General features: G+C 59.5%; 13 protein-coding genes. 2 read left to right on the forward strand and 11 right to left on the reverse strand.

Annotated elements, in window-relative coordinates; translation table 11 throughout:
• Positions 1-117: 117 nt before the first annotated feature.
• Both ACI3K0_RS03835 and ACI3K0_RS03840 read left to right on the forward strand, forming a co-directional pair.
• Complete coding sequence (locus ACI3K0_RS03835) at positions 118-3,504, forward strand: ATP-binding protein (protein WP_404944933.1); 3,387 nt, start codon at positions 118-120, stop codon at positions 3,502-3,504.
• Positions 3,497-4,423 carry a response regulator gene (locus ACI3K0_RS03840; protein ID WP_206822936.1) on the forward strand — a complete coding sequence of 309 codons (927 nt, stop codon included), beginning with the start codon at positions 3,497-3,499 and terminating at the stop codon, positions 4,421-4,423. The genes ACI3K0_RS03835 and ACI3K0_RS03840 overlap by 8 nt, the downstream gene beginning before the upstream one ends.
• A 316-nt stretch (positions 4,424-4,739) precedes the next feature.
• Here the strand turns inward: ACI3K0_RS03840 and ACI3K0_RS03845 are convergent, their stop codons facing one another.
• The 11 genes from ACI3K0_RS03845 to ACI3K0_RS03895 form a co-directional block, all read right to left on the reverse strand.
• Complete coding sequence (locus ACI3K0_RS03845) at positions 4,740-5,240, reverse strand: hypothetical protein (RefSeq protein ID WP_404944934.1); 501 nt, start codon at positions 5,238-5,240, stop codon at positions 4,740-4,742.
• A 187-nt stretch (positions 5,241-5,427) separates the two neighbouring features.
• A complete protein-coding gene (locus ACI3K0_RS03850; protein WP_404944935.1) occupies positions 5,428-6,552 on the reverse strand; it encodes a branched-chain amino acid ABC transporter substrate-binding protein in 1,125 nt (374 codons plus the stop codon).
• 140 nt (positions 6,553-6,692) lie between these two features.
• Entirely contained in the window at positions 6,693-7,046 is a 354-nt protein-coding gene (locus ACI3K0_RS03855; protein WP_112454103.1) for a DUF6867 family protein, read from the reverse strand.
• Positions 7,047-7,085: 39 nt separating this feature from the next.
• Positions 7,086-7,814, reverse strand: a complete 729-nt coding sequence (locus ACI3K0_RS03860; protein WP_404944936.1) for an ABC transporter ATP-binding protein — start codon at positions 7,812-7,814, stop codon at positions 7,086-7,088.
• Positions 7,814-8,692 (reverse strand): ABC transporter ATP-binding protein, encoded by an 879-nt coding sequence (locus ACI3K0_RS03865; protein WP_148145818.1) that lies wholly within the window; start codon positions 8,690-8,692, stop codon positions 7,814-7,816. Before ACI3K0_RS03865 ends, ACI3K0_RS03860 begins: the two co-directional genes overlap by 1 nt.
• Complete coding sequence (gene livM, locus ACI3K0_RS03870; RefSeq protein WP_404945113.1) at positions 8,692-10,044, reverse strand: high-affinity branched-chain amino acid ABC transporter permease LivM; 1,353 nt, start codon at positions 10,042-10,044, stop codon at positions 8,692-8,694. The genes ACI3K0_RS03865 and livM overlap by 1 nt, the downstream gene beginning before the upstream one ends.
• Before the next feature lie 37 nt (positions 10,045-10,081).
• The gene (locus tag ACI3K0_RS03875) at positions 10,082-10,984 is read right to left on the reverse strand and encodes a branched-chain amino acid ABC transporter permease (RefSeq protein ID WP_148145820.1); all 903 of its coding nucleotides are present in this window, start codon (positions 10,982-10,984) and stop codon (positions 10,082-10,084) included.
• A gap of 267 nt (positions 10,985-11,251) precedes the next feature.
• The gene (locus ACI3K0_RS03880) at positions 11,252-13,678 is read right to left on the reverse strand and encodes an FAD-dependent oxidoreductase (protein ID WP_183821187.1); all 2,427 of its coding nucleotides are present in this window, start codon (positions 13,676-13,678) and stop codon (positions 11,252-11,254) included.
• Positions 13,679-13,851: 173 nt separating this feature from the next.
• Positions 13,852-14,403 carry a sarcosine oxidase subunit gamma gene (locus tag ACI3K0_RS03885; RefSeq protein ID WP_404944937.1) on the reverse strand — a complete coding sequence of 184 codons (552 nt, stop codon included), beginning with the start codon at positions 14,401-14,403 and terminating at the stop codon, positions 13,852-13,854.
• Between the two features lie 6 nt (positions 14,404-14,409).
• On the reverse strand, positions 14,410-17,367 hold the full coding sequence (locus tag ACI3K0_RS03890) for a sarcosine oxidase subunit alpha family protein (protein WP_404944938.1): 2,958 nt from the start codon (positions 17,365-17,367) through the stop codon (positions 14,410-14,412).
• Positions 17,364-17,636 (reverse strand): sarcosine oxidase subunit delta, encoded by a 273-nt coding sequence (locus ACI3K0_RS03895; protein ID WP_404944939.1) that lies wholly within the window; start codon positions 17,634-17,636, stop codon positions 17,364-17,366. The genes ACI3K0_RS03890 and ACI3K0_RS03895 overlap by 4 nt, the downstream gene beginning before the upstream one ends.
• Positions 17,637-17,640 lie beyond the last annotated feature (4 nt).

Below are 17,640 nucleotides of genomic sequence, written 5' to 3' on the forward strand. Positions count from 1 at the left end.
TTTAGCAATTCCGGCAGCCGAAAGGCTCTAACCGCGTCAATTCGGTTGCAAAACCGCGATCCAACATCGAAAGTGCCTTTTTGACGATCACTCCTCCCAAGGGATCAAAAACAAGGCATGGCAGCGCGGCAGCGGATCATTCCGGTCCGGCGGGAATATAACCGCTGGGTCGCCAACCAGACATTGGAAGATTACGCCCTTCGCTTTACCGCCAAGAGCGCGCGCCGGTTTTCGTCCAGCCGTATCTCGCATACGGCAATCGGCGCGATCTCCTTCCTGGCGCTGGAGGCGATCGGTGGTGCAATCACCCTCTCCTACGGCACGACCAACGCCTTTTTCGCCATCATGGCAGCGGCGGTCGTAATGCTGCTCGTCGGCCTGCCGATCAGCCGTTACGCGATCCGCCACGGGGTCGATATCGATCTTCTCACCCGCGGCGCATCCTTCGGTTATATCGGCTCGACGATCACCTCGCTGATCTATGCCAGCTTCACCTTCATGCTGTTTGCCATCGAGGCATCCATCATGACGGGCGCACTCGAACTCGCCTTCGGCATTCCCCTCTGGCTCGGTTACATCATCAGCGCAATCGTGGTGATCCCGCTCGTCATATACGGCGTGCAACTGATCTCACGCTTTCAGCTCCTGACCCAGCCCTTCTGGATCGTTCTCAACGTCCTGCCCTTCATCTTCATCGCTTTTCTCGATTGGGAGAAATTCGATCTCTGGCGCGCCTTTGCCGGGATCGGGCATTCCAATGGCGAGATCGGCGGCACTGCCCCCTTCGACCTCGTGGAATTCGGAGCAGCATCAGCTGTCATTCTGGCGCTGATGCCGCAGATCGGCGAGCAAGTCGACTTCCTTCGCTTCCTTCCTCCCGAGGGCATGCGCAAATGGCGGCATAAGTTCGCCGTCTTCCTCGCCGGCCCCGGCTGGGTGGTGGTGGGCGTGCCGAAACTTCTGGCCGGCTCCTTCCTCGCCGTATTGACCCTGTCGACGGCTGTCCCCGCAAACGAGGCAGCCGATCCGGCGCACATGTATCTGGCAGCCTTCGGCTACATGATCCCCAACGAGACGGCGGCACTGCTGCTGATGGCCGCCTTCGTCGTCGTTTCGCAGTTGAAGATCAACGTGATGAACGCCTATGCCGGGTCGCTCGCCTGGTCGAATTTCTTCTCGCGGCTGACCCACAGCCACCCGGGCCGCGTCGTCTGGCTGGTCTTCAACGTCGCCATCGCGCTTTTGTTGATGGAACTCGGTATCTACCGGCTGCTGGAGGAAACGCTCGGCATTTTCTCGATCGTCGCCATGAGCTGGCTCTGCACGATCTCCGCCGACCTGTTCATCAACAAACAGCTCGGCCTTTCCCCTCCCGGCATCGAATTCAAGCGCGCCCATCTCTACGACATCAATCCGGTCGGCCTTGGCGCCATGTTCGGCGCCACGACGATTGCGCTTGCCGCACATTTCGGTGCATTTGGCGAGCTGATGGTGTCGCTCGCGACCTATGTTACCTTGTCCGCTTTCGTAATCTCCCCGGCGATCGCCTTCGCCACCCGCGGCAAATATTATCTGGCCCGCAAACCGCGCCAAAGCTGGAAGACGCTCGGCTCGATCACCTGTTCGGTCTGTGAACATCCTTTTGAACACGAGGACATGGCCTGGTGTCCGGCCTACGCGGCGCCCATCTGCTCGCTCTGCTGCTCGCTCGACAGCCGCTGCCACGACATGTGCAAGCCGCATGCGCGCCTCAACACCCAGGTCGGAACGGTCGCCCGGACTTTCCTGTCCGACCGGATCATCGACAAGCTGACCACACGGCTCGGACGTTATGCAACGACAGCCGTGGTCTCGATCTCGTTGATCGGCTCGATTCTTGCCATGGTCGCCTATCAGGCGGGCGAAGCGGCACCGGCCAATGCGGAAATCATCTACGGCACGATCTCCATCGTCTTTTTCGTCTTCGCCATCATCGCCGGCATCGTCTCGTGGTTCTACGTGCTCGCCCATGACAGCCGAGTCGTGGCGGAAGAGGAATCCTCGCGCCAGAACACGTTGCTCCTGAAAGAAATTTCCGCCCACAAGAAGACCGACGCAGCACTCCAGGACGCCAAGGAAACGGCAGAGGCAGCCAACCGCGCCAAGAGCCGTTATGTCGTCGGCCTCAGCCACGAATTGCGCACGCCGCTCAACGCCGTGCTCGGTTACGCCCAGATCCTCGAGCGTGACGAGACCATCCCTGCCCCGCGCCAGTCGGCGATCAAGGTCATCAAGCGTTCGGCGGACCATCTTTCGGGCCTGATAGACGGCCTTCTCGACATATCGAAAATCGAGGCGGGCCGCCTGCAGGTCTATTCCAACGAGATCAATATCCAGGATTTTCTAGACCAGATCGTCGAGATGTTTGGCCTTCAGGCTCAGGCCAAGGGTCTGGAATTCGAGCACATCCGCGCGGCCTCATTGCCGCACTATGTCCGCACCGACGAAAAGCGCTTGCGGCAGATTTTGGTCAACCTTCTGTCCAATGCGATAAAATTCACCGACGAAGGCAAGGTGCGTTTCGAGATCGCCTACCGCAGTCAAGTCGCGACCTTCACCATCTCCGATACCGGGCGCGGCATTGCCGAAAAGGACCTCGGCCGGATCTACGAACCGTTCCAGCGCGGCGAGGCGGAAAGCGTGAGGCCGATGCCGGGGTTGGGCCTCGGCCTGACCATCACCCAGCTTCTCACCAACACCCTTGGCGGCGAGATCTCGGTCAAGAGCGTCAAGGACGAAGGCTCGACCTTCCGCGTGAGACTGATGCTGTCTGCCGTCGAGCGGCCGAACACCACACCCGCCACCGAGCGCAAGATCGTCTCCTACACCGGCCCGCGCCGAACCGTGGTTGTCGTTGATGACAACCAGGATCACCGTGACCTGATGCGGGAAGTGCTGGCTCCCATGGATTTCGTCGTGCTGACCGCTGCCGGCGGCCCGGAATGCCTGACGCTGATCGAAGGGGTGAAGCCCGACATATTCCTGATCGACATTTCCATGCCTGGCATGAGCGGCTGGCAGCTCGTCACCCGCCTGCGTGATGAAGGGCAGAATGCACCGATCATCATGCTCTCGGCCAATATCGGCGACGGAACGACGGCCGATGCTGCGGGCGAAGGCCATGACGATACGCTCTCCAAGCCGGTTAATCTGCGCCGGCTCGCCGACAAGCTCGCCTCGCATCTCGGGCTCTCCTGGGTCTATGAGGGCGAAACACCGCCCTTGCCCATCGCTGCGGCGAAAAAACCGGTCATAAGTCCGGGGACGAGCCATCTGCAGGACTTGCTGCGCCTTGGAGAGATTGGTTACGTGCGGGGTATAGAAGCCAAGCTTGCCGATCTTGCCGCTGACGAGACCAATCGCCCCTTCGCGGACGAGCTTGGTCTCTATCTCAAGGCCTTCGACATGGCCGGCTACATGAAGTTTCTGGAACGCCTGGACAAGGAGGAGATAAGCGATGGCTGACACCACAACGCCCCGCGACATCGTTCTCCTGGTCGATGACAGCCCCGATGCGCTCGGCTTTCTAACGGAAGCACTGGAGCAATCCGGCTTCTCCGTACTGATCGCAACATCGGGTCTGTCGGCGCTCAATATCGTCGACAAGATCACGCCCGATCTCATTCTTCTCGATGCAGTCATGCCCGGCATGGACGGGTTCGAAACCTGCCGCCGGCTAAAAACCAATGCCGGTGTGGCACAGGTACCGGTGATTTTCATGACCGGCCTCACCGAGACGGAGCATGTCGTCCACGCGCTCGGATCAGGCGGCGTCGACTATCTGACCAAGCCCATTAACATCGATGAACTCAGAGCCCGCATCCGCGTTCATCTCACCAATGCCCGTTCTGCTCAGAGCGCCCGAGTTGCACTCGATGCCGCCGGCCGGCACCTGCTTGCCGTCAGGGCTGACGGCAGCATTCAATGGTCGACGCCACAGGCAACCCGGCTGATCAATGCCGCCACCAACCGCGATGACGGTTTGGAACTGATTGCCGGGCGCATTGCGACATGGATGGCTGAGCGCGATCGTCCAGGCTTTTCGCGCGATGCCGCCTTCTCGCTAGAAGACGGCGACGAGAAGGGCCTGCAGCTCTCCTATCTGGGAGGCCTGAGTGCCGATGAATTCCTGTTCCGGCTGACGGCGAATAATCGCCGGCCCGGCGCTGAAGTCCTGCGCCAGCATTTCCCGCTGACGGCAAGGGAATCCGACGTCCTCCTCTGGATCGCCAAAGGCAAATCAAACCGCGACATCGGCGAAATTCTTGGCCTCTCTGCACGCACGGTCAACAAGCACCTGGAGCAGATTTACGTCAAGCTTGGCGTGGAAAACCGGGCATCGGCGGCAGTGAGGGCAGCACATGTCCTGCATGAGGACAGCTGAATACGCCTGACCTTGGCACCCACGCGAACCTCGGAAAAATGTACGCCATAGTTACATTCTCCAAATAGAATATATTATATTCCTAATTGCAATCTGACGTTCGTTGTTGCGCCGCAGCGAAGCGGATAGAGAATCACGGTACCCACAAGGTCGAGCTGATGACATCTGACGATAGCAACTCTTCCATCGCCTCCCTCCTCAACCTCGTAAAGACGTTGAAACAGGACAGCAACCGACGACACTTGTCGGCCTCCGAAAAGGAAGCCAAGATTTTTGACGTAATCGCGAAGCTGGCGAAATTCCCGCCCGTTCCCGCTCAAGCGGCACCGCTGACCTTCAGCGCTGAAGAAAGATAACGCGCAGCAAGATCATTGCCTCGTTTCTGTGCAAGCTCAAGCGCCGACCTGCAGTGACTGGCAAGCGGGTCGGGAATGCAAGAGGCGACGCTGCTCGAAATTTCCATGATCGTGCCGTTGTAGATGAACGGGATCCCTGCATCATCCCTGAGACAACGACCGACGGAAAGCACATCCACGGCGCCTCGTTTGCCGTGATTGATGCGGTATTGCTCCTGATAGACAAGGCCGCTGGTAATTGCTCGATGAATGGATGCAGCGACCCTACTGCGGTCTTCAACGGATATTCGCTCGATCAGCGACAGGATTGGTAGCCCCGCAGCCATGACGCTCGCGTCAATATCGAAGAGCTCCGCCAAGGCAACGTCGCCGTAGAACCGATCTTCAGCCAGATCCCAACTGAAAAAAGCCATCCCACAAGATAAAAATGCAGCACTGAGTTCAGTATTCAGCGGGAACATGCGAATCCTTTTCTGAAACATTCTCAGATCACTTATTTGAAATATAAGAAATTCGTAAATTACAGTTTATGACCTATTAAGAATTGGCCCCGTTTTTTTGGGGGTAACAGAACGATTGCTTACCTGGAAACGAGAAAAGCCCGGTCGAAACCGGGCTTTTCCATGAAGCATCATATATCGCTGGAGCTTAGCTGCCCTGCTGGAAGTAGCTGTACTTGCCGTCCGGACCCTTCTTCCATTCGTACATCACGTAGCCCGGAAGCTTGGGGTCGCCCTTTTCGTCGAAGGCGATGTCGCCGAGAACGGTCTTGAACGGACCCTTTTCGTGCAGGATTTTGGCAACGACCTCGGCATCGTCCGCGCTTCCGGCAGCCTTGATGCCTTCGGCAATGATCTGGACGGCGGCGTAGGAGTAGAGCGTGTAGGCTTCCGGGTTGAAGCCGGCGGCCTTGAACTTCTCGACCAGTGCCTTGTTTTCCGGGATCAGCGTCGGGTCGGGGCCGAAGGTGTTGAGCGTGCCTTCGACGGCATCGCCGGCGATCGAGGCAAGTTCGTTGGAGACGATACCGTCACCAGACACGAGCGTTGCCTTGAGGCCTGCGTCCTTGGCCTGGCGGATGATCAGGCCGGCTTCGGTGTGCAGACCGCCCCAATAGATGATCGAAACGCCAGCTTCCTTCATCTTGGAGATGAGGGCGGAGAAGTCCTTGTCGCCGGTGTTGACACCTTCGCGGACGACTTCCTTCTTGCCGAGGGCGTTGTAAGCCTTCTTGGTTTCTTCAGCGAGACCCTGGCCGTAAGGCGTCTTGTCGTCGATGATGGCGATCTTGGCATCGGCAAACTTTTCGGCAAGATACTTGCCGGCAACGCCACCCTGCTGGTCGTCACGGCCGCAGGTGCGGAACGTGTTCCACAGGCCGCGCTCGGTGAAGACCGGGTTGGTCGCAGCAGGGGTGATTTCGAGGATGCCGTTTTCGGCATAGACTTCCGAAGCCGGGATCGAAACGCCCGAGTTGAAGTGACCGACCACGTATTTGACGCCGTCGGCAACGAACTTGTTGGCGACAGATACACCCTGCTTGGCGTCGGAGACGTCGTCGCCGAGCGCGATCGTCAGCTTTTCGCCGTTGATGCCGCCAGCAGCATTGATGTCGGCGATAGCCTGTTCGGCACCCTTCTGCAGCTGTGCACCGAAGGCTGCGTTCGGACCGGTCAGCGGACCACCGACGGCGATGACGATATCAGCCCATGCATTGCCACCGAAGGCGACCATGGCCGACAGCGCAACTGCGGAAAGAAGAGACTTCTTCATAGAATAACTCCCAGTTATTATGAGGTGAGAGGTTTTTTGGGGTCCGACACAATACCCACCATTATTGTGCCGGAAGCTGTTCCACCTTTTGGTGTATTTATCTTTGCCAAAACCGATCTGAATTCAGAACTGTTCTGGTGTCAATCTTTCTTCTTCCATGAGAAAGCTGAGGTCGGCTCGTAGAGCCAGTAGTAGTTCTGGACCATCTGCCGGGTGCGGCGGATGCGGAAACCCGCAAGGGCAAAGCCGAACAGGAGAATGAGGTCCAGAATGAAGTAGAAGGCGTTGATGAACGGCCCCTGGAACAGCGCATAATGCAGGAACTGCATGGCGACGGTGAGCAGGACCGCATAGATCACGACTTCGCGATAGCCGTTCCAGCCCTCGGCCGCAGCCTTGCCGGACCGCCAGGCGGTCCAGAAGCCGAGCAAAAGCACGATGCCGCGCAGGAAATAGCGGACCACCGTATCGGTTTCGAAAAACAGGCCCTGCATGTCAGTATACCCCGCTGGCCGTAAAGATGGTGATCGCGCTCAATGCCGGCCTCCTTCGAGGTAGGCGGCACGGACTTCCGGATTGGCGAGAAGCTCCTTGCCGGAGCCGCTCATCGTCACCTTGCCGTTGACCATGACATAGGCGCGGTCCGACAGTTTCAGCGCCGCGAATGCGTTCTGCTCCACGAGGAAGACGGTCAGCCCCTCCTCCTTGTTGAGCTTCTTGATCGCCTCGAAAATGCCCTTGACGATCAGCGGAGCAAGACCGAGCGACGGCTCGTCCAGAAGCAGCAGTTTCGGGCGGGACATCAGCGCGCGGCCGATGGAGAGCATCTGCTGCTCGCCGCCCGAAAGCGTGCCGCCGCGCTGGCTCTGGCGTTCCTTCAGGCGCGGGAACATCACGAAAACCTTCTCGACGTCTTCCTTGAAATATTTCAGGTTGTCGAGATTGGCGCCCATCTGCAGGTTTTCCAACACTGTCATGCGCGGAAAGATGCGACGCCCTTCCGGAGACTGGGCGATGCGTTTGCGTGCTATCAGATGCGTCGGCAGTTTGGTGATATCCTCGCCGTCGAATATGACCTGGCCGGTCTTGGCCTGCGGTGCCCCGCAGATGGTCATCATCAGCGTCGACTTGCCGGCACCGTTGGCGCCGATCAGGCTGACGATCTCGCCCTTGTTGACCTCGACATCGACACCCGAGAGCGCGCGGATATTGCCGTAATAGGTTTCGACACCCTGGACTTTCAGGAGGGTTTCACCGGCCATCAGACGGTCCCCTCTTCGATAATGCCCTTGTCCAGCTTTTCCTCGATTTCTTCAACTTCATCATCCTCGACGCCGAGATAGGCTGCGATGACCTTCGGGTCGTTTTTCACATGATCCGGCGTACCGTCGGAGATCTTCTGACCATATTCCAGAACGACGACATGGTCGGAAATCTCCATGACGACTGACATGTCGTGCTCGATCAGGAGCAGTGACGTGCCTTGGTCGCGGATGGCGCGTAACAGCGTATTGAGCGTCAGAGATTCCTTCGGGTTGAGACCGGCGGCCGGTTCGTCCAGACACAGAAGTTCCGGCCCGGTGCACATGGCGCGGGCGATTTCCAGGCGGCGCTGCGCGCCATAGGAAAGATCGCCTGCCGGATCGTCGGCACGATCAACGAGATCGGCCATTTCCAGCCAGTATTGCGCCTTCTCGATCGCAGCCTTCGCGGCGTTCTTGTAGGTCGGCAAGCCGAGAAGACCGAGGATCGTGAAGCCCGAAGCCTTCATCAGCACGTTGTGCTGCGCGACCAGCAGGTTTTCCAGAACCGTCAGGCCGGAAAACAGCCGGATGTTCTGGAAGGTGCGGGAGACACCCGCGACCTTGTTGATCTCGAAATCGCGCAGGCGCTCCAGCAGGAACTCCTTGCCGTTGTCGCGTGACAGCGTGATCATGCCCATGGTGGGCTTGTAGAAGCCGGTGATGCAGTTGAACACCGTGGTCTTGCCGGCACCGTTCGGACCGATCAGTGCGGTGATTTCGCCGCGCTTGGCTTCGAACGAGAAGTCGTTGATGGCCATCAGGCCGCCGAACTTCATCGACAGGTGTTCGACCTTGAGGATAGCGTCTTTTGTCATTGTCATGGTCCCGGTCGTCATCAGCCGTGGCCTTCCTTGGTGAAGCTGCCGGAGACAGCTTTTCTCTCCTTCAGGAAGGCGGTTGGCTCACGGGTGCCGACAAAGCCGCGCGGCTTGAACAGCATGACGATGATCATCGCCAGACCGAAGAGCAGCATGCGGTAGAGTTCCGGCGTGAAGTCCGGTCCGAAGATGTGCTTAAGGAATTCCATTTCGCGCAGCAGCTCGGTACCGCCGACCATGACCACCGCCGCAATGGCGATACCGGTGAGCGAACCCATGCCGCCCAAGACCACGATGGCGAGGATGACCGCCGATTCCAGGAAGACGAAGCTTTCCGGAGAGACGAACCCCTGGCGGGCAGCGAAGAACGAGCCGGCGAAACCGCCGAACATTGCGCCCGTGGCGAACGCCGTCAGCTTGGTGGTGACGGTGTTGATGCCGAGCGAACGGCAGGCGATCTCGTCCTCACGCAGTGCTTCCCAGGCGCGGCCGATCGGCATGCGCCGCAGGCGAATGGTGACGTATGCCGTCAGCATGCAGAGTGCCAGAATGATGTAGAACAGGAACATCTTGTAATAGACCGACGAGGTCGGCAGACCCCAGGCCTTGGCAAAATTGTTCGGCGTGCCTGCGTCGAAGGACCAGATGCCGAAGAAGGTTGCCTTCTCGATGCCCGAGATGCCGAACGTGCCGCGGGTGACATCCGTCCAGTTGATCAGCACGAGGCGGATGATTTCACCGAAGGCGAGCGTCACGATCGCAAGATAGTCTCCTCGCAGCCGCAGAACCGGGAAACCGAGGATGATGCCCCAGAGAGCGGCCAAGATACCGGCCATCGGCAGGAGCAGCCAGAAGGAGAAGCCGAAATGGGCCGACAGCAGCGCGTAGGAATAGGCGCCGACCGCGTAGAAGGCGACATAACCCAGATCGAGCAGGCCCGCGAGGCCGACGACGATGTTGAGGCCCCAGGCGAGCATCACGTAGATGAGGATCTGGATGCCAAAGTTGTCGACATATTTCAGCGAGCCCTGACGGCCGAAGATGAGCATTGCCAGGAACGGATAGCAGAGCAGGAAGATCAGCGCGATCTTGAGGAAATGCGTGCGGAAGAAGCCCTTCTCGTCCGAGATCTCCAGAACGCCGCTCTTCGCCTTGGCGAGCTTGCGGCTGTCGAGATGCGGCTTGATGAAACCGACCGTCACGAAGCGGCCGATCGCGGCGACCGCGACGAAGACCGCAAGCAGCCCCCAGCGCGTCCGCCAGACCAGCTGGTTGTTGATGTCCTGATAGGTCTCGATGCCGACGAACAGCAGGAACATGCCGAACGCGATCAGGCCCGCGAAAATGCCTTCCTTGACGGCCTTTGCCATCAGGCCGGACTGGTTGTTTTCAGTGGTGTAAGCCATGTCAGACCTTCTCCACTTCCGGACGACCGAGAATGCCGGTCGGCTTGAAGATCAGCACGATAGCAAGGATGGCGAAGGTCGCCACATCCTTGTAGGCAATCGAGAAATAGGCCGACCACAGGCTTTCGATCAGGCCGATCAGAAGCCCGCCGAGAACAGCGCCCGGCAGCGAGCCGATACCACCGAGAACGGCCGCGGTAAAAGCCTTTACGCCCGGAATGAATCCGTCGTTGAAGGATGCGACACCGTAATACATCAGGTACATCGCCCCGGCGACCGCCGCGAGTGCTGCACCCATGATGAAGGTTATCGAGATCGTCTTGTCGACATCGACGCCGAGTAGTGCCGCCATCTTGCGGTCCTGTTCGGTAGCGCGCTGGGCGCGGCCGAGCGGTGTCTTGTTGACGATGTACCAGAAGGCGAACAGCAGGATCGAGGTAATCACCACGATCAGGATCTGCTTCAGCGAAATGGTAATCGCGCCGAGGTGATAGGTGTCGGTGACAAGCGGTGGGATCGGCTTGTTGCGCGGTCCCTGCGTCACCTGGATGAAGTTCGACAGGGCGATCGACATACCGATCGCCGTAATCAGCGGCGCAAGGCGGAAGGATCCGCGCAACGGCCGGTAGGCCACGCGCTCGATCGTCCAGTTCCACAGGCCCGTCATCAGCATACCAACCAGCAGCATCAGCAGCAGCAACAGCGCTACCGGAATGCCGGCAAAGAAGGATGTCAGGATCAGGAAGATTATGAGGGCAGCGAAGCCGCCGAGCATGAAAATATCGCCATGGGCGAAGTTGATCATGCCGATGATACCGTAAACCATCGTATAGCCGATTGCCACGAGGCCATAGATGGATCCGAGAGTCAGCCCGTTGATGAGCTGCTGGATAAAGTATTCCATATAGTTTCCCCTAATGCGGTCCTTTGCGGCCGCACCATTCTTTCAAAGACCTGATGAGATCTTCAATTTTTTTGATTCCTATCCGTTTCGTTAAAAATGTGAAGTGCAAAAGAAAGAGGCAGATCAATTTTCACGAGCTTTTGCCCAGGATGGCGCAAATACACTCAGGAATGCCAGAAATGCGGCATGAACCTCACAGAAAATGAGCGTTTTCGGCGTGCAATAACGCCCTATCCAACCAGTGATTTTCTATAGAGTTTACAACTATCAAGAGCGCATTCGCGACCCGTTTGCGTCAAACAGCGGCACAGGCTGCAGGCGCGCCGGTAGCATTTCTCCCAGAATCTCAATCTGCCATCCATTCACCACCTCGGCGATCGCCTTCGGCACGTAGCCCATGGCGACCGAGACTCCGGATGCATGAGCATAACCGCCCGAAGTCACCCATCCCCTCACCTCTCCATCAAGCGAGATCGGCTCGTCGCCGATGACGTCGGCATCCACGGCATCAACGATCAGGGTGATGAGCCTCAATGCGCCGCCGGTAAGCTTTTCGTCGAGCACCGCCTCTTTGCCTATGAAATCGGCCGGTTTGCTATAGGAGATGAAACGGCCAAGCCCCGCCTCCGCCGGCCCGTAGAGCGGACGATATTCCCGCGACCAGCTGCCGAAGGATTTCTCGACGCGAAGAGCGTTGAGCGCCCGCAGGCCGAAAAGCGAAATGCCGAACTCCGCACCCGCCTCCATCAACGCATCGAACAGATAGCGCTGATATTCCGGCTTCATCCAGATTTCATAGCCGAGATCACCGGTATACGTGACCCGGCCGAGAATGACCGGCGCCATGCCGAGATCGATCTCGCGCACCGACATAAAGGGAAAGGCTCTATCCGATAGGTCGAGATGCGTCAGCTTCTGCAGCACCTCGCGTGCCTTCGGCCCGGCAACCGAGAGGCCCAGCAGGCCGAGATTGAGCGCCTCCACCCCGACCGAACCATCTTCGGGCAGATGCTGCTCAAACCAGCGCATGTGATAATCCTCGGCAATGCCGGAGCCGATCAGCAGGAATTCCTCATCCTCCAGCGCAGCAAGCGTGAAATCGCCGATCAGCTTGCCCGCCTCGTTCAGCATCGGCGTCAGCGCCATGCACCCTTCCGGCGGAATACGGCCGGCAAGCATGCGATCCAGCCAGCTCCGCGCGCCCCCACCTGCGATCAGGTATTTGGCGAAACCCGAGGTTTCCATCATGCCGACGGAAGCACGCACCGCCTTTGCTTCGTTTCCGACATGGTCAAAATCGGTCGAGCGCCGCCAGGAGAAAGCGTCTTCGACACCTTCCGGGGCAAACCACAACGGTGTTTCCAGCCCGTAGGATGCGCCGAACACGGCACCAGCAGCCTTCAGCTTGTCGCAGATCGGCGTCGTCAGCAGCGGGCGGGCGCCCGGCAGCTCCTCGTTCGGATAACGGATCGAGAAGCGGCGCGAATAGTTTTCTCGTACCTTGGCATTGGTATAACCGAGCGTCGCATAGTCGCCGTAACGGCAGACATCCATGGCGAAGACGTCGAAGCCCGGATCTCCGTTGATGATCCATTGCGCCAACGCCAGCCCGACGCCACCACCCTGGGAGAAGCCGGCCATCACCGCGCAGGCAGACCAGAAATTCGTCATGCCGCGCACCGGCCCGACCAGCGGATTGCCATCCGGCGAAAAGGTGAAGGGGCCGTTGATGATCGTCTTGATCCCGGCAGTATTGAAGGCCGGAAAGTGCCGGAAGCCGACCTCAAGCTCACCGGAAATCCGCTCGATATCCTCGGCCAGCAACTCGTGCCCGAAGGTCCACGGCGTCTCGATCGGCGACCACGGGCAGCAGTCCTTTTCATAGGTGCCCATCAGCATGCCGTTGCGTTCCTGGCGAATATAAATCTCGCCGTCAAAATCGACGCAATGCATCAGCTCGCGACCGGACTTTTGGTTGAACTCGATCACCTCAGGCATGTCCTCGGTGATCAGATACATATGTTCCATGGCAAGCACCGGCAGTTCCAGCCCGACCATGCGGCCAACCTCACGCGCCCAGAGCCCCGCAGCGTTGACGACGTGCTCGGCTCGAATCTCCCCCTTGTCCGTCACCACCCGCCACATGCCGTCCGGCAGCTGGATGAGCTCCTCCACCTTGGTGTGGAGATAGATTTCCGCCCCGTTCTTCTTCGCCGATTTCGCATAGGCGTGTGTCGTGCCGTAAGGATCGAGATGGCCCTCATGCGGATCGAAGACGGCGCCGACGAATTCCTTGGGATCGAGAAGCGGCATCATCTCATGCGCCTCTTCCACCGACACGAGCCGCGCCTCGCCGCCGGCATATTTCCCCTTGGCGAGTAGCGACTTGAACCAGTCGAACCGCTCATTGGTCGCTGCCAACATCAGGCCCGACGTCATGTGCAGGCCGATATCCTGGCCGGAATAGGCCTCGATCTCCTTGTAGAGCTCGACCGTGTATTTCTGCAGCTTGGCGACGTTGGGGTCACCGTTGATCGTGTGCATGCCGCCAGCCGCATGCCAGGTGGAACCGGAAGTAAGCTCGGACCGCTCGACCAGAACCACGTCCGTCCAGCCGAATTTCGTCAGATGGTAGAGGACGGAACAGCCGACGACACCGCCGCCGATCACCACAATCCGGGCATGGCTCTTCATTCAAATTCTCCGGTGAGAGCAGGACTTTCGTCATGCGTTGAATGCTGCAACTCACCGCAGCCTAATGACAATCAGAACGGCTCAGTAGACCGTTCTGCGAAGCCCAATGTCGCTTAGCGAAAAATACTTATCCAGTGAGCGTCATCAGTCATCACTCTGACTGACGATCCGCCTCACCACTCCGCAAAAGCGGCAGTCAGCGCGAACTCGCGGCCCATCTCCATCATTTCCTCGAATACCGAGCCTGCGAAGGAACGCGGCACGATAATCTCGAACGCCTCGGCTCCGGTGCGCGCCAGATTGGCAACCACGTGGCAGCAGAGCATGTTGGCCGAAGCGCCGATGGAAAATGCATCGGGATGCAGATCCACCGCCACGCATTTCGCCAGGATCTTGCGCACATTCGGGCCGGAAATCCTAAGCAGCACCCGGCCATCGCTCTGATCGACAGCCGAAGCACCTGTGATTTCACCGAGAAGGTTCTCGACCACAGCAGCGCCTGACGCCGTCGAGACGACCAGCCACTCACCCGGCGCGCAGTCATGCAGCAGAGCACCCTCGATCGAATTCAGCGCTTGCTTGACGGAAGCCTCATTGCCGCGATGCGCCAACACCGAAAAAATCGCCGGACGGCGGATGACGGACAGATGGTTCGGATTGGCCTTGGCCTCGAAGCCTGCGAGATAATCTTCCAGCACATGCCGGTGATAGAGAGTGAGCGACATGATGGCTTACCCCTGAAGCTTGCGGTTATCGGGATCGACGAAGACGGGCGGACAGACTTGCGCCAGCACCTCTTTCCCACGCAATCCATCCCACACGACGATGGTTTCGCCATAGCGTTCCCGGCCAGATTTCAGCATGGCAAGGCCGATCGTGTGACCGAGCGTCGGCGAGTGGCAGACCGAGGACACCCAGCCCTGGTCGCTTGCCATCGATGGCGGCACGTCTTCCTTCAGCAGATGCGCGCCGGCCAAAAATTCATCGAGCTTTTCCAACGGCCTCAAGCCCACGAGCTGCAACCGGTCGGCAGCGGTGAGGCCGAAACGGCTCGACTGCCGCTTGCCGATGAAATCCGGCTTTTGCAGCGCCATCATCCGGCCAAGGCCGAGATCGTCCGGCGTCGTGCGGCCATCCATCTCGCTATGGGTGACAAAACCCTTCTCGATGCGCAGGACATTGAGTGCCTCGACGCCATAGGCGCAGATCCCCTCACCCTTGCCCGCCTCCATGATCGCGTCCGCAACCGCCTCGCCGTAACCGGCCGGAACGGCAAGCTCATAAGCCAGTTCGCCTGAGAAGGAGATACGGAACAGCCGCGCCTTCAGCCCGCCGCGAAGCGTCACTGTCCTGGCGGCAAGATAAGGGAAGGCAACATCGGAAATATCGTCTTCCACCACCCGGCTCATGATCGTCCGGGCGCGGGGCCCGGCGAGCGACATCTGCGCCCAATGGTCGGTCGTGGAGACAAAACGAACGTCGAGGTCAGGCCAGAAGGTCTGCGACGCAAATTCCAGATGCCCCATCACTTCTGCCGCATAGGCCGTCGTCGAGGTCATCACATAGTGGTTCTCGGCAAGGCGGCTCGTGGTGCCGTCGTCGAAGATCATCCCGTCCTCGCGCAGCATCAGGCCGTACCGCGCCCTGCCGACCGGCAGCTTGAGGAAATTGTTGCAATAGATACGGTTGAGGAATTCCGCCGCGTGGGTGCCGAAAATCTCGATCTTGCCGAGCGTCGAGACATCGCAAAGCCCGGCATTACTGCGGACATTCTTGACCTCGCGGTCGACGCTTTCGCGCCAGCTATTCTCCCCCGTCCGCGCAAACCAGGCGGAGCGATGCCACAAGCCGGCTTCGACGAAAGTGGCCCCATTCTTTTTCGCCCAGTCATGCAAGGGCGAGGTGCGAACCGGAGCCGCGTGCTCGCCGCGCGCTGTTCCAGCCAAAGCTCCGAAGGAAACCGGCGTGTAGAACGGCCGAAAGGTCGTGGTGCCGATCTCGGCCGGCGAGACGCCGCGCATGCCGGCAACGATGCCGACCGTGTTGACGCCGCCAAGCTTGCCCTGATCGGTCGCCATGCCGGCGGTCGTATAGCGCTTGGTGTGCTCAATATGGCGGAACCCTTCGCGCTGGGCGAGCCCGAGGTCGCTGACCGCCACATCGTTCTGGAAATCGACAAAAGCCTTGTCTTTTGCGCCCGGCACGTACCAGACCGGCGCAAAGGCCGGATCATATTCGCCTTCCACCTCGGGGATGTTCACCTCGTAGGCGGCAAAGCCGAGTTCGCGCGCAAGCGCTGTGGCTTTACCGGCCCCATCCTTCAGGCAGGCAGAAATCGTCTCGGCCCCTGCGGCAGAACCGGCGGCGATGAAAGCCGATCCGACATCCGGCGCCATGAAGGCCTGGGCTTCGTCAGACCAGATGGGCTTTGCGCCGCGCTGGCACATCAGATGCACGACCGGCGACCAGCCGCCCGAGATCGCGAGCGCATCGCAGGAGATCTCCTCCTGAAAACCCGAACGTTCGGCAATCAGCGCATCGATGCGATTACCGCCCTTGGTGCCGACGACACCGCCATTGCGGATCACCCGCACACCATCCGGCACGGCATCAGCAGACTGCGCGCGCGCATCAATGATCGCCGTCACATCGACACCGGCGGTCACCAGATCGACTGCTGTGCGATAACCCGATCCGCCATTGGTGAAGACGGCCACCTTGCCGCCCGCTGCCACACCGTAACGGTTGGCGTAGGAGCGCATGGCGCTCGCCGTCATCACGCCCGGCTTGTCGTTGCCGCCGAAAACCAGCGGCCGCTCTTCCGAGCCGGAAGCCAGGATGGCGCGCTTGGCGACGATGCGCCAGAGCCGTTCCATCGGCAGGTCGGGCGATGGCGTCGAAACATGTTTCTGCACCCGCTCGACGGCACCGAAAACCATATCGTCATACCAGCCGAATACGGTCGTGCGCGACATCAGCGTGACATTCGCAAGTGCCGCCAGTTCCTCAATCATCGACTTGGCAAAGTCGGCAGCAGCAGCGCCGCCGATAGATGCGCTTTCCGACAAAAGCGATCCGCCAAGCCGAAAACCTTCGTCCGCGAGGATAACGCGAGCACCTGCACGCCCTGCTGCCAGCGCCGCCATCAGCCCGGCCGGACCGGATCCGATGACCAGCAGATCGCAATGCGCCCAGGATTTCTCGTAGCGGTCCGGATCGGCCTGCATCGTCAGCTTGCCGAGGCCGGCGGCGCGACGGATGACCGGCTCGTAGAGCTTTTCCCAAAGCGCTGCCGGCCACATGAAGGTCTTGTAGTAGAAACCCGCACCGAGCATCGGCGAAAACAGACCGTTTATCGCCCCGATATCGAACGACAACGAAGGCCAGCGATTCTGACTGACGGCCGTCAGCCCGTCGTAAAGCTCGGCAACGGTCGCCCGCACATTCGGTTCGGCACGAGCGCCGGACCCGATCGTCATCAGTGCATTGGGTTCGGCAGAACCGGCCGTCACCGGTCCGCGTGGACGGTGATATTTGAAGCTGCGGCCCATCAGCATCTGGTCGTTGGCAAGCAGGGCAGACGCGAGCGTGTCTCCCTCGAAACCCTTGTAGGTCTTGCCGTCGAACGTGAATGTCAGCGGCTGGCCGCGATTGACCCGGCCGGCGGATCCGAGACGATGAGAGGTCATTCGCTCATCCCCCCGATCGCTGCGGCATCGACAACGCCGAACACGTCATGGCTCACGTTATCACGGTCGACGATCACAAAGCGGCGACAGCCACCGGCGTGGTGCCAGTATTCCTGGTACCGGCCTTTCGGGTTTTCCCGCAGATAGACATAGGCGTGCCAGTCCTCTTCGCTTGCGGCGGGATGCGGCCGTTCAAGCGCCGCGCCGCGAATGGAAAACTCTTCCTTGGGTCTGGTGCCGCAATGCGGACAGGTAATCAGGCTTGCCATGGAC

This window comes from Rhizobium sp. ZW T2_16 (genome assembly GCF_044987325.1).
Lineage (GTDB): Bacteria > Pseudomonadota > Alphaproteobacteria > Rhizobiales > Rhizobiaceae > Neorhizobium > Neorhizobium cellulosilyticum.